This is a genomic window from Treponema sp. R6D11 (assembly GCF_054786075.1).
Genome location: NZ_BDHD01000051.1, coordinates 1 through 11,929 on the forward strand (window position 1 = coordinate 1; position 11,929 = coordinate 11,929).

The window sequence follows — 11,929 nt, forward strand, 5'->3', positions numbered from 1 at the left end:
AAAAGGGCTTTCAAACTTTATACAATCAACCAGAATAGCGTCTTCTTCCGCGGAAGAACTTACAGAGATAATTCAGGAATTAGACGTCATTTTAACGGCAGAAATAGGAAAAGAGCCTTCTCAAAATACAGATAATCAATTAAGCTGATAAAATGAAGGTTAGCATAAATAAATATATTCTTTTAATTATATTTTTTCTCTCCGCTATTCCGCTATTCTGCCGTGATATTACAGTATTGGTTATTGACGAAGATTTGGAGCTTCCGTTGGAAGGCGCGTCTGTACGCACAAGAGGTGGAAATGAGTATATTTGCGGTAAAGACGGAAAAGCCAAAGTTCAGGTTCCCGATGACAGACAAGTTTTACTTTATGCGGCATATCCGGGTTATGAGACAGGCACTATAACAATTCCTGTTACAGGCAATTCTTTTACGGTGTATTTGCGTCTTTCCGGCTTTTTACAGGGACGAGAGCTTGTAATTGAAGCGCCAAAACCTGGAACAAGCGAATCAAAGACTGGACGTAGCGTCGCTGTAGGTGAAAAAGAAATAGCCCAAACTGCGGAAATAGGAGTAATCGAAGATGTAATGAGTACGATAAAACTCCTTCCCGGCGTCGGTTATTCAGGGCTTTTCAATGCGGCTCCCAGTATCCGCGGCGGACAACCCGGTGACATGATGGCTGTTTTGGACGGTTTCTATATAAACAGCCCATACTTTTGGGGAGGCGGCTTTTCAATTTTTGATCCTCGCATGGTTAAAAGCGCACAGTTATCCCACGGAGTATTTTCTTCCCGTTACGGGCATACAATTTCTGGACTGCTTGAGATAACGTCCAAAGAACCCTCTCCTACTGAAACCGAATTAGAACTTGGTTTAAACACAAGCGCCGCCAATTTTAACCTTTCCGTTCCGTTAAACGGAAAAGGCGGTATCCTTTTTATGGGACGCGTAACATATTATGATCCTGTAATTTGGGGAGCAAAAGAACTTTCGCATTCCATTCCTGAATTGGAAGTGATTAATTATATACGAACGGCTCCGTACATAAGAGCGGGAACAATCAGCGGAAATTACCGCTTTACCGATAACTTGGTTATATCCGCGACAGGTTTCTTTGGAATGGACGGGGGCGGCGTATTATATTTAAACGAAAACAGAACAGAAAAATTAAACAGCGATACTAATATTGACGTTGATTATGTTAATTATCAAACTTTTTTAACGTCGTCTTTATCATGGAATCCACGCAATGATATGCTGTTAAAATTTACAGCAGGCGCTGGATATGAAGGCGCAGACATGGACGGAATAATAGAAAACAAAATTCACAATAAAAAATTCACTGATGATTTTTATTTAAAATATCAAACTTCTTATAATTTACCCGCTGATAATTATCAATATTATCAGGAAATGCACATGGTTCAAACTGATACAAAATACAACATACAGGGACGCATTGATTATGACTGGAAATTATCTAACAACTTTCTTGCCGCTATTGGAGCGCAAGAATTATTTTCTGTATCAAAGTCAAAAGGCGATCAACATTCATCGCGTACCATTCCTTTCAATAATATTGATGAAACTTCTAAAAATTACATTATTTATCTTTTAGGTTTTGTTCCTGCAAAAGAAGATAATTTAAGAATTGAAATGCCGATGACTGAACAGCCTAATACGCAAAACAAACTTATGACAACTTCCGGCTATCTGCTTGGAGAATTCAATACTGATGGAAATCGTTTTGGAGCGGAGTTAGGCGTCCGTATGGATCATTTTATGTTATTGGGAGACGGTTTTACATTACAAAGCGACCCTGTATTTAACCCTCGGTTAAATATTGATTTTAATATTTTACGCAACAAAGGTATATTTAACTCAATTGATATTTCCACAGGTACAGGATTTTTCTCATCTATAGATAGTACCGTCTTTGACGCTGAAAAAAAATATAATCTTGACAGAATAAAACCAAATAGAAGCTGGACATCTATTTTAGGCATCAAGTTTGAATTTCCAGAATCGTTAATTTTAAATATTGAGGGCTACTACAAAAAAATATTTGACAGAATGTACGTTTTAATAAGCTCTGGGGGAGATGATACTGTTAAAGTTGATCCTTATTTTAATGGCGAAGGAATAGTATGGGGAGTAGATGTTATGTTGCAAAAAATACAGAGCCGTTTTTGGGACGGCTGGCTTTCTTACTCGTATAACTGGGCAAAGTACCGAGAACCAAACGGTGAATTAGGCGGAATGGTAAGATCGGGCGGAAACAGAGGCGATGACTGGTACTTCCCGTCATATCACAGGTTTCATAATCTTAATTTGGTATTAAATGTAAAACCTACGCAAAAAATAAATATTTATACGCGTCTTGGAATAGCGTCAGGCGGAATTTTCTCAAAAAGAGAAGGAGACGGTCCTGTGAGTGGTCCTGTGTTAATTTACAAAGGAAAAGATAGCTATATTATAGAAGAATTTTCTTGGGCTTCTATAATTGACGAAAATAATCGCACTACTCCGTCAGTTTCTATGGATATAAAGATTTCATTTTTTGGAGGGAATAAAACAGGAAAGACAAGACATGAATTTTATTTTGCGATAGAAAATGTTCTGGGATTATTGTATACTCCTCAGGGTAATACAAATTTTAACCAGTATACCGGCGAAGTAAATGAAGGCAGTTTTTCGGCAAGTTATGATATACCTATTCCAATACCGTCATTTGGTTTTAAATTGAGTTATTAAAGGTAGAATATGAAAGTTATAAATATTTTTATTTTAGTTATCTTATCATTTCTAATTTTTAGCTGTATTTCTCTTATGGATAAGACAGGACAAGCGCTTGACGGTTCCGCTTCCAAATTTAAAACTATTTCCGCTTATTCAAGCTCATCAAATAAAAAACAAAAACCAGAAATAAAAATATCAATTGTCGAAAATAAAAGCAAAGAAAAATCAATAATAATTACTATAGAAAAATTCCCAATGATAAAGATAATGGGATCTTTCCCCGACGAAAACGGCTCTTTTTATCTTACAACGCTTGAATTCCTGGCGGGAAGCACGCACGGCTGGAATGAATATACATTGGAATTAATGGGAACGGGAAATCTTAAATTTGAGGATACGGCGATTTTAAAAATAGATGAAATTGAGACTGTTCAAATAATAAAAGGGCGTATTCACAGATACGATACGCGATTAACTGGAAATGAAGCGTTATCGGCATTACGAAACAGGCGCGAACGCATACTTGCTCTTACACAATGGATGTTGTCCCTTAATCTTGTAAAAGGACAAACAGACGAGGAATTTGAGAAATATTGGGAACCTATACTTTTTCCCGAAAGAGTTTCAAAGAAAAAAAGACCTGACGGATGGACTCAAGATACGGACGTATTCAAAAGCGCCGAAAACATAAAATGGAACACAGGTTATACAGAGCGGACTTTTTCCAAGGAATTATTTCCTATACGAAATTCAGGCACTTTACTGCGCGATTGGGAAGAAGCTTTTTATTGGATATATCTGGAATATGAATGGGAAAATATTGTAGAATTATTATCAAAAGAAAATATTTTAACAAAAAACAAGTGAGGTAGACAAATGGAAACTTCGACATTTTCGGTACTGGAACTTTTTAAACTTGGCGGCGCTATTATGTGGCCCCTGCTTTTATTTTCTATCGCCGTTATAGCGATATCAATAGAGCGCGTCGTTTTTATTTTTTATCACGATCTAAAAGTTGATGATTTGGCGCTTAAAGTTTCTGATTGTATAAAATCAAAAGATTATTCGGGAGCCTGCGACTACCTTTCAGGATTAACTGAACGGCGAATGGGAGCGCGTATTCTTTTAACTCTTTTAAAACAGGTAAACCCAGGACAGCCATTTATAGTCCACAGAGCGGAACGCGCCGTGGAAACAGAAGCAAAAAACTGCCTTAATTCACTTGAAAACGGCTTTAATTTTCTTACCGCGTTAGGCTCTCTTTCGCCTCTAACGGGCTTCCTTGGCACTGTATCGGGAATGATTGGCGCTTTTAAATCAATTGCAGAAGCTACGGAAGTAAACGCGCAAATAGTCGCAAACGGCATTTACGAAGCTCTTATCACAACAGTATTCGGTCTTATAATCGCCATTATAGCAATGGTTGTGCATTCAATTTTAAGCCATATTGTAGATAAATTTGCCGCAAGTGTTGAAGGCGTTTGCTCAGATTTAATCGCGCAACTTGAAAGCCAGAATACAGGCAAATAAACAGAAAAATGAAAATAACCCGCCGTAAAAAAAATGAATTTCTTGAATCAAGCGCGGCAAGCGATCTTGCCTTTTTGCTTATTATTTATTTTCTTGTTATCGCCGGGTTTAACATCAACAAAGGTTTTATAATTACACTTCCGGCGAAAGACTCTACAAGAATGATATTAAAAGAAGAATTACTACGCTTTGAAATGGACTCAAACGGAGAAGTATCCCATAACGAAGAAATATTAAGTATTCCAAAAGCAAAAACAATTATTCAAAACGCCCAAAAAGAAAACCCTAATATAGCGGTAATTATTACAATTGACAGAAAAGCTAAATGGCAAAACATCGTATCTTTTGTGGAACTTGCCCAAGATTTACAAATTGACTCATTTTCGTTTTCTATGAAAAAGGAAAGTCAATGAATTTAAGAAAGGAAAGAAAACCATTTATTATTCCTGTTTCTTCAATGTCGGACATTGGTTTTTTATTGTTAATTTTTATTATGCTTGTCTCTCTAATTAACTACCGCAAAGAAGTAAAAATTGATTATCCTGAGGCACATAGAGCCCTGCGAACAACAGAAGAAAAAAATCTGGAAGTATGGATCGATTTAGACGGCGCAATATTTCTTGACGGAGAACCTGCAGACCGTATTGCGTTGGAAAACAAGATAACAACCCTTTATACATCGGCTCCTGATACAAGAGTGCATATAATTGCGGATAAAAACACTCCTTATGAGAATATAAACAATGTATTGGAAATAATGCAATTACTCCAATATCGAGTCGTTAGCTTTGTGGTAAAAACAGATGAATGAAAAAAGATTACGCCTGATAATTTTTATTGCTACCGCAGCTCTGCATCTGCTTGTAATATTTTTTCTTGTCTTTGATACGGGCGTTCTAGTTCAGGCTCCGTCTGAAAACGCAAAAATAATGAAGCTTACCGATATTGCGGAACTTCCTCCCGACCCTGAACTTCCCACTGTAGAAGAAATAGCGGAAGAAATGATAGAAACCGACACTACCCCGCTTCAAAATGTAGTCGCCGCAGGTTCTCTTTCGTTTGACAATTATCTTCAAATGCATCAGGTTTCCGTACGCCCTATATTTGACGAAAAGGCTTTTATTTCCTCTCTTGTTTATCCGCCCATCGCTCTGCGTTCAGGAATAGGAGGCAAGGTTCTTCTTGAATTATTTGTAGATCGTACCGGTATAGTACAAAAGGTAACCATTTTACGCGAAGATCCTGAAGGCAAGGGATTCGGAGAAGCCGCGGTTAAGGCGTTTGCAGGCAGAAAAGGCACTCCCGCCTACGCAAACGGAGAAGCTGTTTCTTGCCGTTACCGTTATCCTGTAACTTTTACAATAAAATAGATTAATAAATCAACATCGCATCGCCGTAGCTAAAAAAACGGTATCCTTCCCGTATCGCCTCGGCGTAGCTTTCAAGAATCAACTCCCTGCCTGCAAACGCCGACACTAACATTAATAAAGTTGATTCGGGCGTGTGAAAATTTGTAAAAAGTGCGTCTACTACTTTGAACTTATAACCCGGGTAAATAAAAATTGAAGTTTTATTTTCTCCACGATTAAGTTTTCCGTTAATCCACGCACTTTCCAGACTTCTTACGCTTGTTGTTCCAACGGCGATAATTTTCCGCCCCGATTTTTTCGCTTCTTCTATTTTTACGGCGCTGTTTTCGTCAATATAAAAAAACTCGCTGTGCATTTTATGATCTTCTATATTTTCACTGCGGACAGGTAAAAAAGTTCCCAACCCTACATGCAGGGTAATAAATACACTTTCTATTCCACGGGCGGTAAAAGCGTCTAAAATCTCTTTTGTAAAATGCAGTCCGGCAGTCGGAGCCGCCGTAGAACCTGTTTGATTAGCGTAAATAGTCTGATAACACTCCGAGTCCGCAGGAGCGTCTTTTCGTTTAATGTACGGCGGTAACGGAACATGACCGTTTTTTTCAAGCCATGCGTCGTTTATGGCAGTTTCAAATTCAAGCAGTACATATTCGTCTTCAAAACCTTTGATAACGGCTTTTATTCGCTCCTCACCAGAGGGAAAAAAATAAACATCGCCTTTCCTCTTGCGGCGTACACGCTTTGTCATAACTTTCCACAAAAGACCGTCCCCATTAATATCGTCCAAGAGCAAAAAATCAATCTGTGCGCCTGTTTTTTCGTTTAAGGCGGAAAGCCGCGCTTTGCGTACCTTTGTGTCGTTAAAAACCAACAACGGCTTTTCGCCGCAGGCGCTTAAAAATTTCTCGCCGCAAAGAATATCAGGCAATTTAGAAACTGCCGTGTGTTCACGCACGCCTGAAAGCCTGTTAAGAGTCATCAATCTGCTTTGTCCACGTTTTTCGGGAGGATATTGAGCGATTAACGCATCGGGAAGATCAAAATAAAAATCGCTTTTTTTCATTAAAAAAGAGAACCTTCATTATTTGCGGTATTGTTAGGTGCTAATCCAAGATGACCGTAGGCGAAATTTGTTACTACCCTTCCCCTTGGAGTACGTTGTATAAGACCGGCTTGTATCAAGAACGGCTCATAGTAATCTTCCAAAGTTTCAACAGATTCCCCGATAGAAATTGCAAGTGTGTCCGCTCCTACAGGTCCGCCTTTATAACGTTCAATCATAATTTTAAGAATTTCCCGGTCTTGTTTTTCAAGTCCAAGTTCGTCTATCTCTAAACGTGAAAGACCGTCTTTTACAACAGCCAAAGTAATTGAAGGCTCTCCTGCGTACTGTGCGAAGTCCCTCATGCGTTTTAACAGTTGGTTCACAACCCTCGGAGTCCCTCTTGAAGATTTAGCGAGCAAAGACGCCGCATCGTTATCGATTTTTATTTTTAGAAGCCCGGCGGAACGTCTGACAATCGCCTCCAAGTCTTGCTGTTCATAAAAAGAAAAACGGCAAGTAATTCCAAATCGGCTTATAAGCGGACTTGAAACAACGCCTGCTTTTGTAGTCGCCCCTACAAGCGTAAACGGCTTAATCGCTATTCGCATCGTTCTTGCGCTTGGTCCCTGCCCTACCACCCAATCAATTCCGTAATCTTCCATCGCTATGTAAAGAAGTTCTTCTATTGCCGGTTTTAGGCTGTGTATCTCGTCAATAAAAAACACATCGCCTTTTTTTAAGTTAGTTAAAAAACCTACAAGGTCTTTTGGTTTATCAAGAGCTGGAGCCGTAGTTTGAATAAAACCTGTTCCCATTTCATTCGCCACAACCTGTGCCATTGTGGTTTTTCCAAGCCCTGCGGGACCTATCAAAAAAAGATGATCAAGACTGTCCCCGCGTTCTTTTGCGGCGGAAATAAAGACCGACAAATTTTCCTTCATTCCCTTTTGTCCTAAAAATTCTTTAAGATTGCGGGGACGAAGAGCCATGTCTTGAGCGTCTTCGATTATCGATTCCGGTCTTACCGGGCTTTTTTCTTTCATCATGCTCCGCTTAACCTTAAAACCGCTTCCTTAAAAATTAATTTTTCTTTTTCTTCGGCTGGCAAATTGGAAGCTACAGATTTCTCCGCTTTGGAAAGGGCTTGTGCCGCCTGCCGTCTGTCATAACCCATGCCTACAAGCGCTTCGACAAGCTCATTGTAAGGTGAAGAATCGCCGTCAATCTCTTGCGTTTGGACAAGTTTGCCTTTTAACGAAAGCAACATTTTTTGCGCAGTTTTTTTACCAAGTCCCGGAACCGCCTCTAACCTAGCGAGGTCTCCGTTTTCAAGAGCGTGTTCAAGATCGTCCTGACTTATACCGCCCATTATTTTTAACGCACCCTTAGGACCAATCCCCTCAACTTTAATAAGCTCTAAAAAAGTATTCCGCCGTCTTTCATTGTAAAAGCCGAAAAGCTTCATTTGGTCTTCTCTGTGGTACAGCCATGTAAGAACCCTGCACTCGCCGTTCAGGGGCAGATTTTGAATATCGTTTACAGGCATGGCGATTTCCCACTCAATATCGCCCGAAAGGACAAAAACCCCCTCGTTCCCCTTCTCGCTTACAACCCCTCGGATACTGTTAAACATAGGAAAAGCATAGCATTTTTGAGGGAAAATAAGAAGTGAAGCTATAAAAATTGAAGTTTTTAGTTGTTCCCTTATTAATTTACTTGACAGGGGCGTAAAAATATGGTATAGTCAGACTAGACGGACTATATTATATTAGAAGAAGGAAAACTATGGAAACTGTAAAGACTAAGAAAAAGACAAAATGGCAATTACAGGAGGCAAAAGCTATGTTTAGCGAAGTAGTTAAAGAGGCTGATTTGAAGCCCCAAATTATCACGGTTCGTGGGAAGGAAACGGCGGTTATTCTTTCCTATGAAGAATACAAAAAACTGGCAACCCCAAGGCAGACTCTCTTTGAATTTATCCAAAGCTCTCCTCTGCGGGACATTGCCCTAGAATTACCGCCACGCAAAGCTGAAAAAATGAGAGAGGTGTTTTTGTGAGATACCTTTTTGACACCAATGTAATATCCGAACTGCAAAAGTCAAATTGCAGCGAGAATGTTAAATCTTTCACAAACGCCTTAAATTGGGAAGATATGTATATACCTGCAATTACCTTAGGTGAATTGTCCTTTGGTATAGAAAAATTACCCCACGGCAAAAAAAAGCACGATCTTGCAATTTGGCTGTATACCCAATTACCGCAGTGGTTTGACGGACGTATCATTACCTTTGACGCAGAAGTAATGCTAGAATGGGGCAAAATAAGAGCTTTAACGGAGAGAACACTACCCACCGCCGATACGCTGATTGCCGCTGCGGCGATTGTTCACCATTTGTTTCTTGTTACAAGGAATACAAAAGATTTTGAGGATATCGAAGGAATCAATTTAATTAACCCTTGGGAGTTTTAGGGGTTTGAATATACTCATACAGATAAAGCATTTGCCCCAGACAACAAAGAATTATTTTGAAGTTTTTTTCCCCTTATATTCTTGAAAAAAAGAGGTATTTATATTATTATTCTATGTATGAAAACGCTTAATGTTGCCATATCTGACGTAGAGTATACTAAGTTTGGCTTAACCAATAATGTATTGTCCTTCTCGGATTTTGTTGATATTGTCAGCAAAGAAATAATGAGAGAAAATATGAACGCCGCAATTACCCAAGCGGATATTTGCGGTATATCTTCCATGACAACGGAAGATATTACATCAGAAGTTCAGGCTGTCCGCAGAAATGCAAAAAATTATAATTGATACCAACGTAATAGTTTCTTCGCTAATTCAAAAAAGTTATCCTTATCGTATAATTTTTGATCTGTTTATTGAGGATAAAATATGTCTATGTACTTCACCGCCGCTTATGGCAGAATACTATGCCGTACTAGAGCGTCCAAAATTTGTGCAATTTCAAGAATTTACAACAAAAGCAAAAATTGTTTTAGCCAATATTGAAATAAAAGCAACTCGTTATAAGCCCAAAGTAACTCTTCATCTGGTTTCAGACAAAGATGACAACAAGATACTGGAACTTGCCGACGAATGTGGTGCGGATTTTGTGATAACCGGAAATACCAATGATTTTACTTTTCCTATGTACAAGCAAACCAAAATTGTAACGCCAAAAGATTATTGGGAAAATTATAAACCGATAGATTGATTTTTTATACCACGAACCACACGAACCAGAGCGAACTAAGAAGGATAAGAGTAGATTATCTTGTTTGATACTTTATTACTAAGTTAGGGCAAGATGTATACCTAAAAATAACGCTTTTCGGTAGTGTAGCCGATTTGTCAGCGACACTACCTAAAAGCGGTAACAGTTACCTTTGCGCTACTTTGTTATTGTACAAGCAGCTGTCAATGTAAATGTTATTGTTATTGTCTTTCCATGATCAACATCTCCTTCTTCCGAGACAGAGCCATTTGTTAATCCTGAGGCATATAATTCAATAGAAATATTATTTGATCCACCATTTGACATGTTTTAAAGAACGAATAATTTTGTAGCTCCCGCTGCTATCTCTTCTCCATTTAACATGGCGGTTTTTTTGCTCATGGTAGTATTTTACGGTTTTTGGTGGAGTTTGTCAAGCAAAAATTACCCACTGCCTCACAGTCAAAATAATTCGCTAATTAATGAATAAATAGCAAATGTTTTATAGAGGGTACTAATTTTTAACCCCTCTATTCACAGCACAAATACCCGCCGCAAGAGCATCCGCAGCATGATCCGGTTTAGGTGTTTTTTCCAATTCCAAAATGAGCTTGACCATTTCCTGCACCTGTTTCTTATCCGCCGTACTTACTCCCGTAACACCCTGCTTGATAGCGTTAGGTGAAAATTCGTGCAAAAAAATACCTTTTTCCGCTATTGCCGCGGATATTACTCCCCTTGCTTCGGCTACCGGTATGGCACTGGAAACATTTTTGCCAAAATACAGGGTTTCTATCGCCGCTTCATGCGGTTTATATTTTCTTAATAAATTGCGTACATATTGTAAAATAAAAAAAAGACGCTCTGCTCTTGGGGTTTCCGCCTTTGTCAAAATAACGCCGTGATCTATATATTTTATTTTGCCGTTAATGGAATCAAGGACGCCCCAGCCTGTGCTTGCAAGACCGGGGTCAATTCCTATGATTCTGCGAGATTCAATTTCTGTTTGTTTTTTTTTAACCAGCGTCAAACCCTTCCGGGATTGCTATGTTAGAGTAGACATTCTGCACGTCATCGTTTTCTTCAAGCTTGTCAACTAATTTTAACGCTTTGGCGGTTCCGTCATTGTCCAATGAAACTTCCGCTTCGGCGACCATACTTATTTCTGCGCTCATGGTTTCAAATGACTTGGCTTGAAGAGCGTTTAATACTTGTTCAAAATCTTCAGGTGCGCTTGTTACTTCGATTATTCCCTCAGAAAGCGAAACATCTTCCGCGCCGCCGTCTATTGCGGCTTCCATTACCTGATCTTCGGTGTACTTTTCACCGTCAAGGGTAATAATGCCCTGACGCTTAAAAAGCCTTGAAACAGAGCCGGAAGTGGCAAGCTGTCCGCCCGCACGCGTAAGAATATTACGAATATCCGCAGCAGCGCGGTTTTTGTTATCCGTTAAAACTTCGATAAAGATCGCAACGCCGCCTGGGGCATAGGCTTCGTAAACAAGCTCTTCATAGCTTACGCCTTCAAGCTCTCCCGTACCTTTTTTAATTGCCCTGTCAATATTGTCCTTGGGCATATTTGCGGCTCTTGCCTTCAAAATCGCCGTTCTAAGACGAGGATTGCCGTCAAGACTGCCGCCACCCATTCTGGCGGCAATAGAGATTTCTTTTATTAACTTTGTAAACATCTGACCGCGTTTCGCGTCCGCGGCTCCCTTTGCGTGTTTAATCGTCGCCCATTTACTGTGGCCCGACATGGTAACTCCTTATTTTAAAATTTAAGAATAAAAACTGATCCTTTTAACTAGGATCTGCCTCTTGAAGCCGCCCTGGTAAAAGTATCAACCATAACTTTCTGATACCAGTCCATAGAGAACGGTTCTTTTGCCCTTACTTGGGGTTTTACTTGATATTCAAGTTTATCCTTGCATTCCTCGCAAACACTAAAGTTAGCATAATAAAAAAATGTTTTGTCGGTTATCGGATTATCCATTTTTTTCTTACAAACATCACAATAAACG

The 11,929-nt window shown here is 39.3% G+C and carries 16 protein-coding genes; 10 read left to right on the forward strand and 6 right to left on the reverse strand.

Going from position 1 to position 11,929, the window contains the following annotated elements:
- Positions 1-152: 152 nt before the first annotated feature.
- The 6 genes from ACYVTD_RS06455 (at position 153) to ACYVTD_RS06480 (ending at position 5,641) form a co-directional block, all read left to right on the forward strand.
- Positions 153-2,756: a TonB-dependent receptor plug domain-containing protein gene (locus tag ACYVTD_RS06455; RefSeq protein WP_461246957.1), complete on the forward strand. Its 2,604-nt coding sequence runs from the start codon at positions 153-155 to the stop codon at positions 2,754-2,756.
- A 75-nt stretch (positions 2,757-2,831) separates the two neighbouring features.
- Complete coding sequence (locus ACYVTD_RS06460) at positions 2,832-3,608, forward strand: hypothetical protein (protein ID WP_461246958.1); 777 nt, start codon at positions 2,832-2,834, stop codon at positions 3,606-3,608.
- A gap of 9 nt (positions 3,609-3,617) precedes the next feature.
- The gene (locus ACYVTD_RS06465; protein WP_461246959.1) at positions 3,618-4,271 is read left to right on the forward strand and encodes a MotA/TolQ/ExbB proton channel family protein; all 654 of its coding nucleotides are present in this window, start codon (positions 3,618-3,620) and stop codon (positions 4,269-4,271) included.
- 8 nt (positions 4,272-4,279) lie between these two features.
- Positions 4,280-4,684 (forward strand): ExbD/TolR family protein, encoded by a 405-nt coding sequence (locus ACYVTD_RS06470; RefSeq protein WP_461246960.1) that lies wholly within the window; start codon positions 4,280-4,282, stop codon positions 4,682-4,684.
- Positions 4,681-5,082, forward strand: a complete 402-nt coding sequence (locus ACYVTD_RS06475) for an ExbD/TolR family protein (protein ID WP_461246961.1) — start codon at positions 4,681-4,683, stop codon at positions 5,080-5,082. Before ACYVTD_RS06470 ends, ACYVTD_RS06475 begins: the two co-directional genes overlap by 4 nt.
- The gene (locus ACYVTD_RS06480; RefSeq protein ID WP_461246962.1) at positions 5,075-5,641 is read left to right on the forward strand and encodes an energy transducer TonB; all 567 of its coding nucleotides are present in this window, start codon (positions 5,075-5,077) and stop codon (positions 5,639-5,641) included. Before ACYVTD_RS06475 ends, ACYVTD_RS06480 begins: the two co-directional genes overlap by 8 nt.
- Before the next feature lies 1 nt (position 5,642).
- On the opposite strand, the gene queA is transcribed toward ACYVTD_RS06480, so the two are convergent.
- The 3 genes from queA to ruvA are packed head-to-tail and all read right to left on the reverse strand — an operon-like array spanning position 5,643 to position 8,319.
- Positions 5,643-6,704 carry a tRNA preQ1(34) S-adenosylmethionine ribosyltransferase-isomerase QueA gene (queA, locus tag ACYVTD_RS06485; RefSeq protein WP_461246963.1) on the reverse strand — a complete coding sequence of 354 codons (1,062 nt, stop codon included), beginning with the start codon at positions 6,702-6,704 and terminating at the stop codon, positions 5,643-5,645.
- The gene (gene ruvB / locus ACYVTD_RS06490) at positions 6,704-7,732 is read right to left on the reverse strand and encodes a Holliday junction branch migration DNA helicase RuvB (protein ID WP_461246964.1); all 1,029 of its coding nucleotides are present in this window, start codon (positions 7,730-7,732) and stop codon (positions 6,704-6,706) included. The genes queA and ruvB overlap by 1 nt, the downstream gene beginning before the upstream one ends.
- Positions 7,729-8,319 carry a Holliday junction branch migration protein RuvA gene (ruvA, locus tag ACYVTD_RS06495; RefSeq protein ID WP_461246965.1) on the reverse strand — a complete coding sequence of 197 codons (591 nt, stop codon included), beginning with the start codon at positions 8,317-8,319 and terminating at the stop codon, positions 7,729-7,731. Before ruvA ends, ruvB begins: the two co-directional genes overlap by 4 nt.
- Positions 8,320-8,471: 152 nt before the next feature.
- Here ruvA and ACYVTD_RS06500 point away from each other — a divergent pair, with 152 nt between their 5' ends.
- From ACYVTD_RS06500 to ACYVTD_RS06515, 4 genes are all read left to right on the forward strand, one after another.
- Positions 8,472-8,744, forward strand: a complete 273-nt coding sequence (locus ACYVTD_RS06500) for a type II toxin-antitoxin system prevent-host-death family antitoxin (RefSeq protein WP_461246966.1) — start codon at positions 8,472-8,474, stop codon at positions 8,742-8,744.
- Positions 8,741-9,157 carry a PIN domain-containing protein gene (locus tag ACYVTD_RS06505; RefSeq protein WP_461246967.1) on the forward strand — a complete coding sequence of 139 codons (417 nt, stop codon included), beginning with the start codon at positions 8,741-8,743 and terminating at the stop codon, positions 9,155-9,157. The genes ACYVTD_RS06500 and ACYVTD_RS06505 overlap by 4 nt, the downstream gene beginning before the upstream one ends.
- A gap of 117 nt (positions 9,158-9,274) precedes the next feature.
- Positions 9,275-9,505 carry a hypothetical protein gene (locus ACYVTD_RS06510; RefSeq protein ID WP_461246968.1) on the forward strand — a complete coding sequence of 77 codons (231 nt, stop codon included), beginning with the start codon at positions 9,275-9,277 and terminating at the stop codon, positions 9,503-9,505.
- Positions 9,486-9,908: a putative toxin-antitoxin system toxin component, PIN family gene (locus ACYVTD_RS06515; protein ID WP_461246969.1), complete on the forward strand. Its 423-nt coding sequence runs from the start codon at positions 9,486-9,488 to the stop codon at positions 9,906-9,908. The genes ACYVTD_RS06510 and ACYVTD_RS06515 overlap by 20 nt, the downstream gene beginning before the upstream one ends.
- A gap of 514 nt (positions 9,909-10,422) precedes the next feature.
- Here ACYVTD_RS06515 and ruvC read toward each other — a convergent pair.
- The 3 genes from ruvC to ACYVTD_RS06530 all read right to left on the reverse strand — a co-directional run.
- Positions 10,423-10,938, reverse strand: coding sequence for a crossover junction endodeoxyribonuclease RuvC (gene ruvC, locus ACYVTD_RS06520; protein ID WP_461246970.1), 516 nt, complete (start codon positions 10,936-10,938; stop codon positions 10,423-10,425).
- Positions 10,925-11,665: a YebC/PmpR family DNA-binding transcriptional regulator gene (locus ACYVTD_RS06525; RefSeq protein WP_461246971.1), complete on the reverse strand. Its 741-nt coding sequence runs from the start codon at positions 11,663-11,665 to the stop codon at positions 10,925-10,927. Before ACYVTD_RS06525 ends, ruvC begins: the two co-directional genes overlap by 14 nt.
- Before the next feature lie 47 nt (positions 11,666-11,712).
- A partial coding sequence (locus ACYVTD_RS06530; RefSeq protein ID WP_461246972.1) for a hypothetical protein occupies positions 11,713-11,929 on the reverse strand: 217 nt, incomplete at its 5' end.

What these genes read in the sequence shown, in the direction of transcription:
- ACYVTD_RS06455 (WP_461246957.1), top strand. Translation starts at nt 153, where the DNA reads ATGAAGGTTAGCATAAATAAATATATTCTTTTAATTATATTTTTTCTC.
- ACYVTD_RS06460 (WP_461246958.1), top strand. Translation starts at nt 2,832, where the DNA reads ATGGATAAGACAGGACAAGCGCTTGACGGTTCCGCTTCCAAATTTAAA.
- ACYVTD_RS06465 (WP_461246959.1), top strand. Translation starts at nt 3,618, where the DNA reads ATGGAAACTTCGACATTTTCGGTACTGGAACTTTTTAAACTTGGCGGC.
- ACYVTD_RS06470 (WP_461246960.1), top strand. Translation starts at nt 4,280, where the DNA reads ATGAAAATAACCCGCCGTAAAAAAAATGAATTTCTTGAATCAAGCGCG.
- ACYVTD_RS06475 (WP_461246961.1), top strand. Translation starts at nt 4,681, where the DNA reads ATGAATTTAAGAAAGGAAAGAAAACCATTTATTATTCCTGTTTCTTCA.
- ACYVTD_RS06480 (WP_461246962.1), top strand. Translation starts at nt 5,075, where the DNA reads ATGAATGAAAAAAGATTACGCCTGATAATTTTTATTGCTACCGCAGCT.
- queA (WP_461246963.1), bottom strand. Translation starts at nt 6,704, where the DNA reads ATGAAAAAAAGCGATTTTTATTTTGATCTTCCCGATGCGTTAATCGCT.
- ruvB (WP_461246964.1), bottom strand. Translation starts at nt 7,732, where the DNA reads ATGATGAAAGAAAAAAGCCCGGTAAGACCGGAATCGATAATCGAAGAC.
- ruvA (WP_461246965.1), bottom strand. Translation starts at nt 8,319, where the DNA reads ATGTTTAACAGTATCCGAGGGGTTGTAAGCGAGAAGGGGAACGAGGGG.
- ACYVTD_RS06500 (WP_461246966.1), top strand. Translation starts at nt 8,472, where the DNA reads ATGGAAACTGTAAAGACTAAGAAAAAGACAAAATGGCAATTACAGGAG.
- ACYVTD_RS06510 (WP_461246968.1), top strand. Translation starts at nt 9,275, where the DNA reads ATGAAAACGCTTAATGTTGCCATATCTGACGTAGAGTATACTAAGTTT.
- ACYVTD_RS06515 (WP_461246969.1), top strand. Translation starts at nt 9,486, where the DNA reads ATGCAAAAAATTATAATTGATACCAACGTAATAGTTTCTTCGCTAATT.
- ACYVTD_RS06525 (WP_461246971.1), bottom strand. Translation starts at nt 11,665, where the DNA reads ATGTCGGGCCACAGTAAATGGGCGACGATTAAACACGCAAAGGGAGCC.